General features: G+C 56.6%; 19 protein-coding genes. 14 read left to right on the top strand and 5 right to left on the bottom strand.

The genetic code is table 11. The features are described from left to right. The first annotated feature begins 50 nt into the window (after positions 1-50). Positions 51-521: an Rrf2 family transcriptional regulator gene (locus WBR25_RS18115; protein ID WP_005340388.1), complete on the top strand. Its 471-nt coding sequence runs from the start codon at positions 51-53 to the stop codon at positions 519-521. A gap of 40 nt (positions 522-561) precedes the next feature. Here the strand turns inward: WBR25_RS18115 and WBR25_RS18110 are convergent, their stop codons facing one another. Together WBR25_RS18110 and WBR25_RS18105 are read right to left on the bottom strand one after the other, a co-directional pair. Further along, positions 562-1842 carry an HlyC/CorC family transporter gene (locus WBR25_RS18110; protein WP_005348906.1) on the bottom strand — a complete coding sequence of 427 codons (1281 nt, stop codon included), beginning with the start codon at positions 1840-1842 and terminating at the stop codon, positions 562-564. Positions 1843-1884: 42 nt separating this feature from the next. Beyond that, positions 1885-2673: a cytochrome C assembly family protein gene (locus WBR25_RS18105; protein ID WP_005340390.1), complete on the bottom strand. Its 789-nt coding sequence runs from the start codon at positions 2671-2673 to the stop codon at positions 1885-1887. Positions 2674-2875: 202 nt separating this feature from the next. On the opposite strand from WBR25_RS18105, the gene ffh reads away from it, so the two are divergent. The 5 genes from ffh to rplS all read left to right on the top strand — a co-directional run bounded on the left by ffh (position 2876) and on the right by rplS (position 6388). Further along, a complete protein-coding gene (gene ffh, locus WBR25_RS18100) occupies positions 2876-4252 on the top strand; it encodes a signal recognition particle protein (RefSeq protein ID WP_338710479.1) in 1377 nt (458 codons plus the stop codon). Positions 4253-4429: 177 nt separating this feature from the next. Further along, positions 4430-4678, top strand: a complete 249-nt coding sequence (gene rpsP, locus WBR25_RS18095; RefSeq protein WP_005340392.1) for a 30S ribosomal protein S16 — start codon at positions 4430-4432, stop codon at positions 4676-4678. Between the two features lie 24 nt (positions 4679-4702). Further along, positions 4703-5224, top strand: coding sequence for a ribosome maturation factor RimM (gene rimM / locus WBR25_RS18090; protein WP_005340394.1), 522 nt, complete (start codon positions 4703-4705; stop codon positions 5222-5224). 34 nt (positions 5225-5258) lie between these two features. After that, the gene (trmD, locus tag WBR25_RS18085) at positions 5259-6008 is read left to right on the top strand and encodes a tRNA (guanosine(37)-N1)-methyltransferase TrmD (protein WP_005340400.1); all 750 of its coding nucleotides are present in this window, start codon (positions 5259-5261) and stop codon (positions 6006-6008) included. 32 nt (positions 6009-6040) lie between these two features. Then, positions 6041-6388, top strand: a complete 348-nt coding sequence (rplS, locus tag WBR25_RS18080; protein WP_005313505.1) for a 50S ribosomal protein L19 — start codon at positions 6041-6043, stop codon at positions 6386-6388. A 108-nt stretch (positions 6389-6496) separates the two neighbouring features. Here the strand turns inward: rplS and WBR25_RS18075 are convergent, their stop codons facing one another. Beyond that, on the bottom strand, positions 6497-6820 hold the full coding sequence (locus WBR25_RS18075) for an isoamylase early set domain-containing protein (RefSeq protein WP_199427880.1): 324 nt from the start codon (positions 6818-6820) through the stop codon (positions 6497-6499). Positions 6821-6900: 80 nt separating this feature from the next. Then, positions 6901-7575 (bottom strand): DNA mismatch repair endonuclease MutH, encoded by a 675-nt coding sequence (mutH, locus tag WBR25_RS18070; RefSeq protein ID WP_270819808.1) that lies wholly within the window; start codon positions 7573-7575, stop codon positions 6901-6903. Positions 7576-8308: 733 nt separating this feature from the next. On the opposite strand from mutH, the gene rppH reads away from it, so the two are divergent. The 8 genes from rppH to WBR25_RS18030 all read left to right on the top strand — a co-directional run bounded on the left by rppH (position 8309) and on the right by WBR25_RS18030 (position 15907). Next, the gene (gene rppH, locus WBR25_RS18065) at positions 8309-8836 is read left to right on the top strand and encodes an RNA pyrophosphohydrolase (RefSeq protein ID WP_005340421.1); all 528 of its coding nucleotides are present in this window, start codon (positions 8309-8311) and stop codon (positions 8834-8836) included. Positions 8837-8850: 14 nt separating this feature from the next. After that, positions 8851-11130: a phosphoenolpyruvate--protein phosphotransferase gene (ptsP, locus tag WBR25_RS18060; RefSeq protein WP_479748821.1), complete on the top strand. Its 2280-nt coding sequence runs from the start codon at positions 8851-8853 to the stop codon at positions 11128-11130. A 67-nt stretch (positions 11131-11197) separates the two neighbouring features. Then, positions 11198-12022, top strand: coding sequence for a prolipoprotein diacylglyceryl transferase (gene lgt / locus WBR25_RS18055; protein WP_031227775.1), 825 nt, complete (start codon positions 11198-11200; stop codon positions 12020-12022). After that, on the top strand, positions 12022-12816 hold the full coding sequence (gene thyA / locus WBR25_RS18050; protein WP_005340427.1) for a thymidylate synthase: 795 nt from the start codon (positions 12022-12024) through the stop codon (positions 12814-12816). The genes lgt and thyA overlap by 1 nt, the downstream gene beginning before the upstream one ends. Before the next feature lie 223 nt (positions 12817-13039). Further along, positions 13040-14230, top strand: a complete 1191-nt coding sequence (nhaA, locus tag WBR25_RS18045) for a Na+/H+ antiporter NhaA (RefSeq protein WP_227273003.1) — start codon at positions 13040-13042, stop codon at positions 14228-14230. Then, positions 14227-14634, top strand: coding sequence for a Rossmann-fold NAD(P)-binding domain-containing protein (locus WBR25_RS18040; protein WP_005348920.1), 408 nt, complete (start codon positions 14227-14229; stop codon positions 14632-14634). Before nhaA ends, WBR25_RS18040 begins: the two co-directional genes overlap by 4 nt. Further along, on the top strand, positions 14621-15553 hold the full coding sequence (nhaR, locus tag WBR25_RS18035; RefSeq protein WP_005340434.1) for a transcriptional activator NhaR: 933 nt from the start codon (positions 14621-14623) through the stop codon (positions 15551-15553). The genes WBR25_RS18040 and nhaR overlap by 14 nt, the downstream gene beginning before the upstream one ends. A 51-nt stretch (positions 15554-15604) precedes the next feature. Continuing rightward, positions 15605-15907 (top strand): ArsR/SmtB family transcription factor, encoded by a 303-nt coding sequence (locus WBR25_RS18030; protein WP_013724128.1) that lies wholly within the window; start codon positions 15605-15607, stop codon positions 15905-15907. A 49-nt stretch (positions 15908-15956) separates the two neighbouring features. Here WBR25_RS18030 and rpsT read toward each other — a convergent pair whose 3' ends face one another. Next, on the bottom strand, positions 15957-16220 hold the full coding sequence (gene rpsT, locus WBR25_RS18025; protein WP_005308808.1) for a 30S ribosomal protein S20: 264 nt from the start codon (positions 16218-16220) through the stop codon (positions 15957-15959). Positions 16221-16243: the final 23 nt, after the last annotated feature.

The following is a 16243-nucleotide window of genomic DNA, read 5'->3' as shown; positions in this document are numbered from 1 at the left end:
ATTTGATTTGAATCAATACTCCACTTTTCGCATCGCGCTAATCAGGTTTTATGAGACTAACCAGTTATACAGATTTTGGATTGAGAGCCCTGCTCTATCTTGCCACCCTGCCGGAAGGGGAGTTGTCGAGCGTTGCCAAGGTATCGGCCCTGTATGGCGTTTCCCGCAACCACATGGTGAAGGTGGTCAATCAGCTGGTGAAGCTGGGCTATCTGCAATCCCAGCGTGGCAAGAATGGCGGTATTCGTATGGCTTGCGATCCCGCCACCATCAATATCGGGCAGGTGATCAGGGCGCTGGAAGGCAATCTGGACGGCATTGACTGCGGCTCGCCCGCTTGTCACATCGTCTCTGTCTGTCTGCTCAAGAGTGCGCTGAAAGAGGCGATGGATGCGTTTCTGGCGGTGATGGACAGCTATACGCTGCAAGACCTGCTGGCCAACCGTGACGAGCTACAGAGGGTGTTTGGCGAGTTGATCCCGACGCTGGTGTTGGAGCCGGATGATGAAGATGAACAGTGACAATGAGCAATAGAAAAGGGCTGCCACTGGCAGCCCTTTTTCAATCTTGCGAATCCGACTCCGCCCGGTACGATGCCGGCATGATCCGCGCCATCTTTACCATGTTGTTCTCCACATCGAGGATTTCGATAGGATAACCGGCCAGCCGGATCCCGATGTTGGGCTGGGGGATCTCCTCCAGATATTCGAGGATCAGACCGTTGAGGGTACGCGGGCCGTCGATGGGCAGATGCCAGTTCATTTCCTTGTTTAGTTCACGAATATTGGCTGAGCCTTCGACCAGATAAGAACCATCTGACTGGGGATGGATCTCGTCGCTCGGCGCTGGCGTCATGGAGGTGGTGAAGTCGCCGACGATCTCTTCCAGAATATCGTCCAGAGTGATTAGACCCTGAATATCGCCGTATTCGTCGACGATAAGGCCAATTCGCTCCTTGTTGCGCTGGAATTTGGCCAGCTGCACGTTGAGCGGCGTTCCTTCCGGAATGAAGTAGATCTCGTCTACTTCCCGCAACAGACTCGATTTGTTGAACTGGTCCCTGGCTACCAGCCGCAGGGCATCGCGCGCGTGCAAAAAGCCGACAACGTCGTCGATATTGTCGCGATAGAGGAGGATCTTGGTGTGAGCGCAGTGGGCCAGCTGGCGCTGGATGCTCTTCCAGTCATCGTTGATGTCGATGGCGTAGATATCGCTGCGCGGCACCATGATGTCTTCGACCAGCATCTTGTCGAGATCCAGAATGCTCAGCAGCATCTCTTGATGACGCTGGGGGATCAGGTTACCCGCCTCATTGACGATGGTGCGCAGTTCCTCGGTGTTGAGGGAGTCATCCTTGTTAGGATTGATCTTCAGCATCTTGAGCAGGCCGCTGGTGATGCCGTTGATCAGCCAGACCAGCGGCGAGAGCGGCACCATCAGCCCCTTGAGGATCCAGGAGGCGGGATAGGCGATCTTCTCCGGAAACATGGCTGCCAGGGTCTTTGGCGTCACTTCACCGAATACCAGCACCACCAGAGTCAGGCCGAAGGTGGCGATGGCGACCCCGAGATCACCAAACAGCCGGATACAGACGATGGTGGCGATGGCGGAGGCGAGAATATTGACCAGATTGTTGCCGATCAGGATCAGCCCCAGCAGGCGATCGGGGCGGGCGAGCAGTTGCTCGACGCGACGTGCGGCTTTGTGTTTGGTCTGTGCCAGATGCCGCAGTTTGTAGCGGTTGATGGACATCAGGCCGGTTTCGGCACTGGAGAAAAAGGCGGAAAGAAGGATCAAGATAACGAGAACAATCAGTAATGTACTCGTTGAGATGCTGTCCAAAAAGGGCTCCTGTTGGATGGTATGGCTAAAAGAGTATAGGTGTCAGCTCAACAGCACTTCTTTGACGAAGCGACTGCCAAAGTAGGCAAGAGTCAGGATGAAGCTGCCGATCAGACTGAGCGTGATGACTTTGCGGCCGCGCCAGCCATAGGTGTGATGACCCCACAGCAGCAACACGTAAACACACCATGCCAGGATGGAGAGCACTGCCTTGTGAGACTTGCCCTGAGCGAACATATCTTCGAGGAAGAAGAGGCCGGAGGCGATGGAGAGTGTCAGTAGCAGCACCCCTGCAGAGATCAACTGAAACAGCCGTTTCTCCACTGTCATCAGTGGCGGCATGGCTGGCAGGTTGCTGATTTTTCGAGATTTAAGCTGCTTGTCCAGACAGGCGAGCTGCAGCGCAAACAGACAGGCGATCATCAATACCGAGTAGGCCATCAGGGCGAGGCCGATGTGCAGCAACAGCTGGGGATGGGCCTCCAGATGGGTTATGTAGCGACCCGGGATCAAGGCGCTGGCAGCCAGCAACAGGGCCGAGAAGCTGTAGACTACCGGCAGCAGGATCCAGCCGTTGAAGCGGCGGGTTACGCAAGTCATGAAGCAACTGATGATGAGGCTGACCAGCGAGGCAACGTTGAGCATGCTCAGGTTCTGGCCGTAACTCTGCAATACCTCTGAACCGAGGGCGCTGGCGTGGGCGATCAGGGCCAATCCGATACAGGCAAACAGGGAGCGCTGTCCCACCGGCTTGGCGCTCAGTAACAGATGCAGGGAGGCGATGATGGCCAGCAGATAAAACGCCAGGGCCAGAACAGAGATTACGATCATAACCAGGTCGTTGTTGCACAAGCTTTTGAGGGTAAGAGGGGCAGTATACCTTGCACGAGAAGTGCTCGCCAGTTGTGCAACGGCCGATCTGCCCATATATAGGGAGAAGGTCCCTGCTGCTGCGGTGCGGTGAATAATCGTCCTCGCGCCCGCTCTGGGTTATAATGCCCCCAATTTATTACGCCAAGAACCGGAATCCGTCATGTTTGAGAATTTGACTGAACGACTCTCGCGCACCTTGCGCAATGTCAGTGGCCGTGGTCGCCTGACCGAAGACAATATCAAGGAAACCCTGCGCGAAGTCCGCATGGCGCTGCTCGAGGCGGATGTCGCCCTGCCGGTCGTGCGTGAGTTCGTCGCGCGTGTCAAAGAGCGCGCAGTCGGGCAGGAAGTGGCCAAATCCCTGAGCCCGGGCCAGGCATTCATCAAGATTGTGCACGGTGAACTGGTCACCGTAATGGGGGAGGCCAACGAACAGCTCAACCTGGCTGCCCAGCCGCCTGCGATCATTCTGATGGCCGGTTTGCAGGGGGCCGGTAAGACCACCACAGTTGGCAAACTGGCCAAGCTGCTCAAAGAGCGCAGCAAGAAGAAGGTGCTGGTAGTCAGTGCCGACGTCTATCGTCCGGCGGCGATCAAACAGCTGGAAACCCTGGCCAATGACATCGGTGTCGACTTCTTCCCGAGCGATGCCAGCCAGAAGCCGGTCGATATCGCCACCGCAGCCATCGATCAGGCGCGCAAGAAATTCTATGACGTGGTGATCGTCGATACCGCCGGTCGTCTGCACGTCGATAGCGAGATGATGGCCGAGATTCAGGATCTGCATGCCACCATCAAGCCGGTTGAGACCCTGTTCGTGGTCGATGCCATGACCGGTCAGGATGCCGCCAACACCGCCAAGGCGTTCAATGAAGCGCTGCCGCTCACCGGTGTCATCCTTACCAAGGCGGACGGCGATGCCCGTGGTGGTGCTGCTCTGTCGGTGCGTCACATCACCGGCAAGCCGGTCAAGTTTATCGGTATGGGTGAAAAGACCGATGCGCTGGAGCCGTTCCACCCGGATCGTCTCGCCTCCCGCATCCTCGGTATGGGCGATGTGCTCTCTCTGATCGAGGAAGTTGAGCGCAACGTCGATAAAGAGAAAGCGGCCAAGCTGGCCAGTAAGGTCAAAAGTGGCAAAGGCTTCGATCTGGAAGATTTCCGCGAGCAGCTGGCCCAGATGCGCAACATGGGCGGCATGATGGGCATGCTCGACAAGCTGCCCGGCATGTCCGGGCTGCCGGATAACGTTAAAGATCAGATGGATGACAAGCTCACTGTGCGGATGGAGGCCATCATCAGCTCCATGACGCCCAAGGAGCGCGCCCACCCCGATCTCATCAAGGGTTCCCGCAAACGCCGTATCGCCGCAGGTTCCGGCATGCAGGTGCAGGATGTGAACAAGCTGCTCAAACAGTTCACCGAGATGCAGCGCATGATGAAGAAAATGTCCGGCAAGGGCGGTATGCGCAAGATGATGAGCCAGATGAAGAACATGATGCCCCCCGGTTTCGGTGGCGGTCGCGGCCCGTTCTGATCCGGCCTGCGTGTTGATGGGGGTCTGCAGTGGCAGGCCCCTTTTCATTGCCGCTCTGCGCAAAAAATGGCTGGCTTGGTTGCAATTATTACGAATCCAAGTAGAATTACGCGGCTTATTTTAAGCTAGGGTCCGCGTGTTTGCGGGCCTTGTTCATTAGATGTTAATGAGGACGATATGGTAACCATTCGTTTACAACGTGGTGGCGCGAAAAAGCGTCCGTTCTACCAGGTAGTAGTTTCTGACAGCCGTTGCGCCCGTGACGGTCGCTTCATCGAGCGCGTTGGTTTCTTCAACCCGGTTGCTGCTGGTCAAGCTGAAAAGCTGAACCTGGACCTGGCTCGTATCGAGCATTGGGTTGCTACTGGTGCCGCTGTTTCTGACCGCGTTGCCAAGCTGATCAAAGACGCTAAAAAAGCTGCTTAATCAGCCCAACGGTAAGGAGTTAAGGTGGAAAAACCTGTAGTTCTGGGCACCCTGGGTACCGTTTATGGCATCAAGGGCTGGCTTAAAGTGAACTCCTTCACCGATGTTGCCGAAGCGATTTTCGATTACAACCCCTGGCTGATTAATCAGAACGGGGCGTGGCGTGAAATTCGGGTTTCATCCTGGAAACGTCACAACAAGGGTCTGATCTGCAAACTCGATGGTATCGATGTGCGCGAAGATGCCCTGGCATTGACCAATGTCGAGATTGGCGTACCCGCCGATCTGTTGCCTGCGTTGCCTGAAGGTGAGTTCTACTGGCGTGACCTGATTGGTTGCTCCGTGGTGACCACCAAGGGATACGACCTGGGCAAGGTGACCGAATTGATGGAAACCGGCTCCAACGATGTGTTGGTGGTTGAGGCCAATGTAAAAGATGCCTTTGGTGCAAAGGAGCGGTTGATTCCGTTCCTGGAAGAGCAGGTGATCAAGAATATTGATCTGACTGCTCGAACAATCGAAGTTGATTGGGATCCTGGTTTCTAGTTTCCCGCGCTAACACGGGTGCCGGAGGTTTCTTATGTGGATTGGGGTTATTAGCCTCTTCCCTGAAATGTTCCGAGCCATTACCGAGCACGGGGTAACGGGTCGGGCCGTCAAGAGTGGCCTGCTGCAGATTGAGTGCTGGAACCCCCGGGAGTTTACCCACGACAAACACCGTACGGTCGATGATCGTCCTTATGGTGGTGGGCCCGGCATGTTAATGATGGTTCAGCCGCTGCGTGACGCGATTCATGCAGCCAAGCAAGCAGCGGGAGACGGGGCGAAAGTCATCTATCTCTCTCCTCAGGGACGCAAGCTGACTCAAGCGGGCGTAACCGAGTTGGCGACGAATCAGAAACTGATTCTGGTAGCCGGTCGATACGAAGGTATCGATGAACGCGTGATACAAACCGAAGTCGACGAAGAGTGGTCTATCGGGGATTACGTGTTAAGTGGTGGCGAGTTGCCTGCCATGACCCTGATCGATGCGGTTTCGCGTCTGGTCCCCGGGGTTTTGGGCGATCAGGCCAGTGCCGAGCAAGACTCCTTTACGGATGGCTTGCTGGATCATCCCCACTATACTCGGCCGGAGGTGTTGGATGGATTGGCGGTGCCCGAGGCGCTGACAAGCGGCAATCACGAAGTGATTCGACGCTGGCGTCTCAAGCAGTCGCTCGGACGAACCTGGCAAAGAAGGCCGGAACTTATTAACAACCTAGCTCTGACTGACGAGCAAGAATCACTTCTTGCCGAGTATGTCCGCGAAGTGCGTGACAGCGTTAAGTAGAGTTTTCAGTTTATCCTAGGTAAGGAAAGACAATGAGCAAGATTATTCAGCAGCTTGAACAAGAGCAACTGCGTACCGACATCCCGGCTTTTGCCCAGGGCGACACTGTACGTGTTCAAGTTCGTGTTAAAGAAGGTGGTAAAGAGCGTCTGCAGGCTTTCGAAGGCATCGTTATTGCCAAGCGTAACCGCGGTCTGCACTCTGCTTTCACCGTTCGCAAGATCTCCAACGGCGAAGGTGTTGAGCGTGTATTCCAGACTCACTCTCCGCTGATCCACAGTGTAGAACTGAAGCGTCGTGGTGATGTTCGCCGCGCCAAACTGTACTACCTGCGCAACCTGTCCGGCAAAGCTGCTCGTATCAAAGAGAAGCTCAACTAATTCGATTCGAATTGGTGTCGGTATGTCGGCAAATAGCTCGACAGGTCGTGAAAAGGCTCGCCAATGGCGAGCCTTTTTTGTATCCGTCTATTGGCTCTCTGGTTGCCGTTACTGGATGACCCGTACCACCGAGTTGTCTCGCCCGAAGGGGCCTGGCACATAGTCATCCGCTGCCCAGTCATTCTCGTAGAGGGTTTCCCCTGTCGGTGTGATGAGCTGATAGCAATATTCGAAGTACCCCGGGCCGTCGGTCGGCAGATTGAGGGTGGCTTTGAACTCGCCGCTCTTCATGCGTTTCAGCTCGACCGGTTGCCACTGGGTGAACTCGCCGATCAGCATCACCTGTTCCGCCCCTGCAGCCGCCTCTTTCTCTACTGCAAAGGTCACCTTGACCTCGGGCTTGGACTTCAAAAACTGTTTGATCAGTGGCATGACGCCTCCTTGTCTGTGAGTTAAAAATGGCTCCTGTCTATTTTTATACCACCATATGACAAAGATGTTGATAAGGCAGATCAAGTCGGCAAGGCAAAATAGCGTTGCAGCAAACTGTGGGTAAAGTCGATCTTGAGATAGAAGCCGCGGGGCAGGGTCATGATGGGTTGACCATCGCGGCCGATGGCGCGAGTCAGCGCCTTGTTGTTGGCCGCCTTGGGCCGCAGTTGCATCACCTGGCCGTGGCGTGCGCTGATCTGCTCCACTTCTCCCAGCACTATCATGTCCATTAGCTCCTCCCAGTCCTGACGCAGTAGCCGATCTTCCTCTTCATTCGGGCTCCACATCAGCGGCATGCCGACTCGCCGCTCGCCAACCTGGATCTCCCGACTGCCTTCCACCGGGATCCAGAGCACCCGGGATAGCTTGTTGCGCACGTTGGACTCCTCCCAGCGCTGGCCGCTGACGCCGATCAGCGGGGCGACGCAGACGAAGGTGGTCTCCAGCGGTTTGCCTTGAGGATCCACGGGGATCGTCTTGAGTTCGATCCCCAGCTCCGGGAAGTCTTGCTCCGGCTTGCTCCCGGCGCTGGCTCCCAGTTGCAGCTCGATCAACTGACCGACCCACCCCTTGTCACGGCGCAGGTCTTTGGGCACAGCGACGCCAGCCTCGGCGGCCAGCTGCGCCAGCGTGAAGCCGGCCATGGCATAGGCGCGGCTCAATAACTCCTGCTCGGATTGGGGATTGCTTGGCATAGTTGGCTCCATCTTGCTCGCCATATTCTAACAGGGGAGGATCCCGAGAAGGATCGCTGTTTTTATAACCGATCCTGAGTGGATAAGATCAAATGCAGAGAATTTGGGGGCTATTAGTTCATCATTATGATTTTAAAGGATTTTGTCTATTTTATCGAATAGTGTTCCAGGTCTGGTTTGACCTCGAAATAGTTGTCCAAGGGTTTGTGCATGATGTTACACACAGTTATCCACAGAAATCTTGGATAAGTGGATGAAAGTGATTGGAGTCGCTGATATGTTACAAAAAATTGTGAATGCCACCCCATTTTTACAGGGTAAACGGGGTAGATATTGTGCCACTCCTGTGGATAATTTCGCCGCGGTGGATCTTTGAGCAGTTGAACTTGTTCACAATCCGGATCATGGATCTGACTCTTGGGGGAACATGGATCTAGATCCAGTTGCCTTACCTCAAGTCTATAAAAAATAATGATTTTTTATATTTTATGTCGCGTGGTGATACGGAGAGGCACTTTTCGCGTACAGTTAAAAAGTACTGTATATACCCGTTTGCTAACAGCTTTATGCACAGCCTGGGTGGGCAACTTGGGGGCGCGGATCCTTGGATTTGTTTATAAGTATGTTTGAAATCGAAAGTTATTCATGAAACAGGGGATTCACTCCTTGTTTGCTGCCACGGAGTGAATGTGGAACAATCTCCTTATAGATTCAGCCTTTATAAGGTGATCACGTGATTGATGGCGACGGATTTCGTCCCAATGTCGGTATCGTGATCTGTAACCGTGAAGGACAAGTGTTGTGGGCTAAACGCTATGGGCAGCACTCCTGGCAGTTTCCGCAGGGGGGGGTTGATGATGGTGAAACGCCAGAGCAGGCCATGTATCGAGAGCTGTATGAGGAGATTGGCCTCAAGCCCGAAGATGTGACCATCATGGCCACCAGTCGTAACTGGCTAAAGTACCGTTTACCCAAACGTCTTGTCCGCTGGGACAGTTCACCGGTCTGTATTGGCCAAAAACAAAAATGGTTCCTGTTACAGCTGAATTCGGGCAAGGAGTCGCGGATCCAGTTCGGCTGTCATGGCCATCCCGAATTTGACGACTGGCGTTGGGTCAGCTTCTGGTACCCGGTGCGGCAGGTCGTCTCGTTCAAGCGGGAGGTTTACCGCCGGGTCATGAAAGAGTTTGCCCCGCTGGCGATGCCAGTGCCGGCAGTGCAGGTCAACAAGAAGGATGGGCGACGCAATCGCGCCCGTTAAGGAGCACAGATTAGTTGTTAACGGAACTGAGACGTATCGTCGAGAGCATGGCCGAGGCCAATACCCTCGAGCAGGCCTTGCAGGCATTGGTGAGCCAGACCCGGCACGCCATGGCAGTGGACTGCTGCTCCGTCTATGTCTCGGAACCCGAGGTGCGCCGCTATCGCCTGGCGGCTACCGACGGCTTGGCCCCGTCCGCAGTCGGCAAGGTGACTCTGCCCTACGAGCAGGGCATCGTCGGTCTGGTGGGTCAGCGAGAAGAGCTGATCAACCTGGCTGATGCCCCCGCGCATCCCAGTTTCAAATTCCTGCCCGATGTGGCCGAAGAGGCGTTCCGCTCCTTCCTCGGTGCCCCCATCATGCACCAGCGTCAGGTGGTCGGCATTCTGGTGGTGCAGCAGAAGGAGAGTCGCCGCTTCGATGAGGGGGAAGAGTCCTTCATGGTCACCCTGGCGGCCCAGCTGGCGGCGCGGATCGCCCAGGCGCAGGCCAAGGGGTGGTTGCAGAAGACCGACTGGAGCAAGCCGCTGCGCGGTATTGCCGGTGCCAGCGGCATCGCCATGGCCAAGGCCTGGGTGTGGCGGCCCCGCAAGGCGCTCTCGTCCATTACCCCGCGCAAGGATGAAGACCATGCCAGCCAGCTGGCGCGGCTGGAGCTGGCGGTTGAGGAAGTGCGGCACGACTTGGAGAGTCTGGCGCTGCGTTTTCGCGAGAGCTACAGCCAGGATTCGGTGGCGATCTTCGATATCTACCTCCATCTGCTCAGCGATCCCGGCTATATCAAGCCCATTCGCAACAAGGTGAGCAAGGAGCACTGGACTGCGGTATCTGCAGTCAAGCTCATCAGCGATCGCTTGATCGAGCAGTTCAAAGGGATGAAGGATCCCTACCTGCAGGAGCGTTCCACCGACGTGAAGGATATTGCTCAGCGGCTGATCAGCCGACTGGTGCAGAATGAACCTGAACATATCTCCATCGGTGAGCCGGTGGTGCTGGTTGCCGACGAGGTGACCGCCACCATTCTGGCGGAAGTGCCCCGCGAGTATCTGACCGGGGTGGTCTCGCTCAAGGGGGGAACCAACTCCCACGCGGCCATTCTGGCCCGCGCCATGGGGATCGCCGCCATCATGGGGGTCGATCTGCCCCTTGGTGACATCGGTGGTCGCATGCTGGTCGTCGATGGCTACAGCGGCGATCTCTTCATCGAGCCCAATCAGGTGATCCTGACCGAGTATCGTCAGCTGCTGAGCGAAGAGCGGGCGCTCGATACCCTGGTGCGCAGCGTCGACAACCTGCCATCCGAGACGGCCGACGGCACCAAGGTCTCCCTGTTGCTCAACGCCGGTCTCAGCGCCGATACCGAGATCTCCCTCAACCAGCTGGCGGACGGGGTGGGCCTCTATCGCACCGAGATCCCCTTTATGCTGCAGGAGAGCTTCCCCTCGGAGTGGGAGCAGACTGCCCGCTATCGCGGCATTCTGGAGACCTACCGCAACCGGCCGGTCTGCATGCGGACGTTGGATGTGGGCGGCGACAAGCCGTTACCCTATTTCCCCATCGTCGAGGAAAACCCCTTCCTTGGCTGGCGGGGGATCCGGATCACCCTGGATCACCCCGAACTGTTTCTGGTGCAGCTCAAGGCGATGCTGCGGGCCAGCGAAGGGCTGGACAATCTGGCCATCATGCTGCCGATGATCAGCAGCGTCAGCGAAATCAAAGCCTCCCGTCGTCTGCTGGATCAGGCGTGGCGAGAGGTGTCGGAAGAGGCGGCGAGCCGCGATGCGGTGATCCGCTACCCCAGCCTCGGGGTGATGATCGAGGTGCCCTCAGCCCTCTTTATCTTGCCGGAGATGGCGCCGCTCATCGACTTCTGGTCGGTGGGCAGCAATGACCTGACCCAGTATCTGCTGGCGGTGGATCGCAACAACTCCCGGGTTGCCAACATCTACGATGCCTTCCATCCAGCGGTGATCCGCGCCCTGCAACAGCTGGTTGATGCTTCCCACCGCTACCAGAAGCCGGTGTCGGTGTGTGGCGAGCTGGCCGGTGATCCGGTCGGTGTATTGCTGCTGCTGGCCATGGGTTATCGCCGCTTCAGTATGAATACCCACAACATCGCCCGGATCAAGTACGTGCTGCGTCAATCCACTCTGAGCGAGTTGACCGAACTGATGGCCGATGGCCTCAAACATGACAACCCCCACGTACTGCGCGGCCTGTTTGCCCGCTATCTGGAGGAGCATGGTTTGGGCGGTTTGCTTCGAGCCGGTCATAAATCGAAACAGAGTGATTGATAATCATGCCTTGTCCCTGCTGACGAATGATCGGAAAATGCGGCTTTTATTTTGACTGGGGCCGCATATGCAGCACGATGGATATTGGGTTTTCTCGCAGATTGATCCCGTAGCATTCAGTTTGGGACCACTATCGGTACGCTGGTATGGTCTCATGTACCTGTTCGGTTTCGCGTTTGCCATGTGGCTTGCCGGCCGTCGCGCCGATGCACCGAACAGCGGCTGGACCCGCAACGAGGTGTCGGATCTGCTGTTTTACGGTTTCCTCGGGGTGATCCTCGGTGGCCGTGTCGGTTACGTGCTGTTCTACAACTTCGATCTCTTCCTCGCGGATCCCACCTATCTGTTCAAGATCTGGACCGGCGGTATGTCGTTCCACGGTGGTCTGATCGGGGTGATCACCGCGATGATCTGGTTTGCCCACAAGACCAAGCGCCACTTCTTCACCGTGGCCGACTTTGTGGCACCGCTCATTCCGTTTGGTCTCGGCGTTGGCCGGATCGGCAACTTCCTCAACGGCGAGCTGTGGGGCCGGGTCACCGATGTGCCCTGGGCCATCATCTTCCCGGAGGCGGGTCCCGAGCCTCGTCACCCCTCCCAGCTCTACCAGTTCGCACTGGAAGGGGTGGTGCTGTTCATCATCCTCAACCTGTTCTGGCGCAAGAACCCGCCGCGCGGCGCCATCTCCGGCATGTTCCTGTTGTTCTACGGCCTGTTCCGCTTCCTGGTGGAGTTTGTGCGCCAGCCGGACAGCCAGCTTGGTCTCTACTTCCAGGAGATCAGCATGGGCCAGATCCTCTCCACCCCGATGATTATCGCCGGTGCCCTGATGATTTGGGCCGCCTACAAGCGTCCGCAGTTGTTCGGTAATGCCGTGAAGGAGGCGAAATAATGCGAGCTTATCTCGACCTGATGCAGAAAATCCTCGATGAGGGGACCGTCAAGTCTGACCGTACCGGCACCGGTACTGTCTCCCTGTTCGGCCATCAGATGCGCTTCAATCTGGCGGAGGGGTTCCCGCTGGTGACCACCAAGAAGTGCCACCTGCGCTCCATCATTCACGAGCTGCTCTGGTTCCTCAATGGGGATACCAATACCGCCTATCTGAAGGAAAATGGCGTCAGCATCTGGGATGAGTGGGCCGACGAGAATGGCGATCTGGGGCCGGTTTACGGCGCGCAGTGGCGCTCTTGGCCTGCGGCTGACGGGTCTGTCATCGACCAGATCCAGAAGGCGGTGGATGACATCAAGCACAACCCGGATTCGCGCCGCATCATAGTATCCGCCTGGAACGTGGGCGAATTGGACAAGATGGCGCTGGCTCCCTGCCACGCCTTCTTCCAGTTCTATGTGGCGGACGGCAAGCTCTCCTGCCAGCTCTATCAGCGCAGTTGTGATGTGTTCCTCGGCTTGCCGTTCAACATTGCCAGCTACGCCCTGCTGACCCATATGATGGCCCAGCAGTGCAATCTGGAAGTGGGTGACTTCGTCTGGACCGGTGGTGATGTGCACCTCTACTCCAACCACATGGAGCAGACAGCTCTGCAGCTCTCCCGCGAGCCGCGCCCGCTGCCGACCCTGGTGATCAAGCGCAAACCTGACTCCATCTTCGATTACAAGTTCGAGGATTTCGAGATCGAGGGTTATGACCCCCACCCCGGCATCAAGGCGCCCGTCGCCATCTGACAGAAAGGCGCCATGAGGCGCCTTTTTTTATATATAAAAACATTTAAAAATCTCATTATTGGCTAACTTAGTTGTGAATATGGCGCAGGCAAAACCTGTTCTAGGTAGGCCAGTTCTATTTTGCTTTCGATTTTTCCGAGGTTTTTGGCTGCAAGAAACGATTTTCCATTGGTTGTTGCAGGCTATAGACTTAAATTCAAGTAATTTTGTGGAAAAATTAACCATGAGTGACGTAATCAAAAAGTTCCTGAAGCTGGAGGCCGCCTCCGGAATTATTCTGATCATGGCTGCCATGCTGGCAATGATTTTAGCCAATACCGCGCTGGCTGGCGGGTATCAGGCGTTTCTCGACACGCCGGTGCAGGTGCGCATCGCGGCTCTCGACATCAACAAGCCACTGCTGCTCTGGATCAACGATGGCTTTATGGCGATCTTCTTCCTGCTGGTTGGTCTGGAAGTGAAGCGTGAAATGCTGGAGGGGGCGCTCTCCTCTCGGGTGCAAGCGACTTTTCCGGCTATTGCGGCGGTAGGCGGCATGCTGGCTCCGGCATTGATCTATGCCTTTTTCAACTATTCGGATGAAGTGGCGCGTGCTGGCTGGGCGATTCCGGCTGCGACCGACATCGCCTTTGCCCTCGGGGTGATGGCGCTGCTCGGCAAGCGGGTGCCGGTGAGCCTCAAGGTGTTCCTGTTGGCGCTGGCCATCATGGATGACCTGGGTGTTATCATCATCATCGCGCTTTTCTATACCCAGCAGCTGTCGCTGGAGGCGCTGGCCGTCGGTATTCTGGCAACCCTCACCCTGCTTTGGATGAATCGCCGTGGTGAGGACAGGATCAGCCTCTACATGCTGGTCGGTCTGGTGCTCTGGGTGGCGGTGCTCAAGTCTGGTGTCCATGCGACGTTGGCCGGTGTGGTGGTGGGCTTTATGGTTCCGCTTAACGGCAAGCGTTACGCCTCGCCGCTCAAGTATCTGGAGCATCAACTGCACCCCTGGAGTGCCTATCTGATCCTGCCGCTGTTTGCCTTTGCCAACGCAGGGGTATCGCTGGAGGGGATTGGTCTCTCCTCCCTGCTGAGTCCGGTACCCATGGGGATCATGCTGGGGCTGTTTATCGGCAAGCCGCTCGGGGTGTTCACCATCAGCTGGCTGTCGGTCAAGCTGGGCATCGCCCAGTTGCCGCCCGGGGTCAACTTCAAGCAGATTTTTGCGGTCAGCATCCTCTGTGGCATCGGGTTCACCATGTCGATGTTTATCGCGTCGCTCGCCTTCGAGCACGGTGGGCTGGATTACGGCAGCTACTCTCGCCTCGGGATCCTGGTGGGCTCTACCATGGCGGCGGTAGTCGGCTATCTGGCCTTGCGCATGGCCCTTCCCAAGGGTGAAGGGGAACAGAGTACGGAGGGACTATGAAGCTGCATACAGGGTTGTTGATGCTGTTGTTGAGCCCCGCGGCATGGGCCGGCGGGCTGGAGGATTGCAAGCAGGACGCCACTTCGGCGAACTGCTCTGCCTATCTGAACGGAGTGGTAGACAGTGCCCTGCTGCTGGGGGACAAGCAGGCCAAGGCGCGCTTTGGCGAGACCTTCTCCGAGCGGGCGCTGAGCAGCCGGGCTGGCGAGATGGTCAAGCGTTCCAACAAGCGTTATTGCGCTGACCGGATGCCGGACAAGGCACGCCTCAAGGCCAGTCTGATGGAGCAGTTTGGCGCGAACAAGGTTGACTCGGTCAGTGACATGTATGACATTCTGGCGGTTGAACTCAGCTGCTACCGGAGTCCGCGTCAAGCGGGAACCCCATCGGATGTCACACCTTAACTACAACCATCTCTACTATTTCTGGATGACTCAGAAGAAGGGCTCCGTTACCCAGGCAGCGGAAGCCCTTTTTTTGACCCCGCAAACCGTCACCGGTCAGATCAAGCTGCTGGAGCAGCGCCTCGGGGGCAAGCTGCTCAAACGCAAGGGGCGCTCTCTTGAGGCGACCGAGCTGGGCCAGCTGGTGTTTCGCTATGCCGACAAGATGTTCAGCCTCTCCTACGAGATGCTCGATATCGTCAACTACCGCAAGGAGAGCCAGATCCTGTTCGACGTAGGCATCGCCGATGCCCTCTCCAAGCGCCTTGCCAGCCGCGTGCTGCTCTCTGTCATCCCCAATGATGGTTCCATCCATCTGCGCTGTTTCGAATCGACCCACGAACTGCTGCTGGAGCAGCTGAGCGAGCACAAGCTCGATATGATCCTCTCCGACTGTCCGGTGGACTCCAGCCAGCATGCGGGGCTGCTCTCCAAACGGCTGGGCGGCTGTGGCGTCAGCTTCTTCTGCAAGGCGCCGTTGCCCGAGAAGCCCTTTCCCGCCTGTCTGGAGGAGCGCAAGCTGTTGATCCCCGGTCGCCGTACTGCCATGGGGCGTCAGCTGACCCAGTGGTTCGAGCAGCAAGGTGTCTCCCCCAGCATTCTTGGCGAGTTTGATGATGCCGCCTTGATGAAGGCGTTTGGCTTCTTCAATCAGGGCATCTTCATGGCCCCGACTATCTATCGGGAGGAGATCCTCGAGGGGGAGGGGGTGATGCTGATCGGGGAAACTCAGGATCTGATGGAGGAGTATTACGTCATCTTCGCCGAGCGGATGATCCAGCATCCGGCGGTGAAGCGAGTCTGCGAGAGCGATTTTACCTTTCTCTTTTCCGGGCAGGAGAACTTCTCCGCCATCCAGCCGGCCACCCTGTCGTTTTAAAACGACCCGTCACCACGTATCATCGACGATGAGTGGTAGAGGAGAGATGTGATGCAACTTGAAGAGATGGAAGCCAATGCGAGTAAAGCGGTGGCCTTGCTCAAGGCGCTGGCCAACGAACGTCGACTGTTTATTCTGTGCCAGTTGCTGGAGCGCGAACTGTCGGTGGGGGAGCTCAACGAGCGACTGGGATTGAGTCAGTCGGCCTTGTCACAGCATCTGGCCCTGCTGCGGCGGGATGAGCTGGTGACGACACGTAAAGAGGCCCAGACGGTCTACTATTCGCTGCGCAGCCATGAGGTACGTGAAATGATCAGTTTGCTGCATCGACTTTATTGCAGCGCAGATAAATAAAAAACCGGCACTAAGGCCGGTTTTTTCAGCTTTGATCAGCAGAAGCTGATTAAGCCATAGCTTTGATCTGGGCAGACAGGCGGCTCTTGTGACGAGCAGCTTTGTTCTTGTGGATCAGGCCTTTGGTCGCCATACGATCCATGATCGGCTGAGCAACAGCGAAAGCGGCAGTCGCGGCAGCTTTGTCGCCAGAGGCGATAGCAGCAATGACTTTCTTCAGGTAGGTACGGGTCATGGAACGACGGCTGGCGTTGTGCTGACGGCGTTTTTCTGACTGAAGAGCGCGCTTCTTAGCAGATTTGATGTTAGCCAAGGTAAAACTCCTAAAACTGTCTT

This window comes from Aeromonas sp. MTB, from assembly GCF_056632455.1.
The sequence above is the reverse complement of the archived record's forward strand: the minus strand, read 5'-3'. Positions and strand labels throughout refer to the sequence as shown.

Coding starts and splice junctions, on each gene's coding strand:
- nhaA (WP_227273003.1), top strand. CDS start 13,040: ATGAGTGACGTAATCAAAAAGTTCCTGAAGCTGGAGGCCGCCTCCGGA.
- ffh (WP_338710479.1), top strand. CDS start 2,876: ATGTTTGAGAATTTGACTGAACGACTCTCGCGCACCTTGCGCAATGTC.
- WBR25_RS18075 (WP_199427880.1), bottom strand. CDS start 6,820: ATGCCACTGATCAAACAGTTTTTGAAGTCCAAGCCCGAGGTCAAGGTG.
- WBR25_RS18040 (WP_005348920.1), top strand. CDS start 14,227: ATGAAGCTGCATACAGGGTTGTTGATGCTGTTGTTGAGCCCCGCGGCA.
- mutH (WP_270819808.1), bottom strand. CDS start 7,575: ATGCCAAGCAATCCCCAATCCGAGCAGGAGTTATTGAGCCGCGCCTAT.
- nhaR (WP_005340434.1), top strand. CDS start 14,621: ATGTCACACCTTAACTACAACCATCTCTACTATTTCTGGATGACTCAG.
- WBR25_RS18030 (WP_013724128.1), top strand. CDS start 15,605: ATGCAACTTGAAGAGATGGAAGCCAATGCGAGTAAAGCGGTGGCCTTG.
- WBR25_RS18105 (WP_005340390.1), bottom strand. CDS start 2,673: ATGATCGTAATCTCTGTTCTGGCCCTGGCGTTTTATCTGCTGGCCATC.
- rpsP (WP_005340392.1), top strand. CDS start 4,430: ATGGTAACCATTCGTTTACAACGTGGTGGCGCGAAAAAGCGTCCGTTC.
- WBR25_RS18115 (WP_005340388.1), top strand. CDS start 51: ATGAGACTAACCAGTTATACAGATTTTGGATTGAGAGCCCTGCTCTAT.
- thyA (WP_005340427.1), top strand. CDS start 12,022: ATGCGAGCTTATCTCGACCTGATGCAGAAAATCCTCGATGAGGGGACC.
- rplS (WP_005313505.1), top strand. CDS start 6,041: ATGAGCAAGATTATTCAGCAGCTTGAACAAGAGCAACTGCGTACCGAC.
- lgt (WP_031227775.1), top strand. CDS start 11,198: ATGCAGCACGATGGATATTGGGTTTTCTCGCAGATTGATCCCGTAGCA.
- trmD (WP_005340400.1), top strand. CDS start 5,259: ATGTGGATTGGGGTTATTAGCCTCTTCCCTGAAATGTTCCGAGCCATT.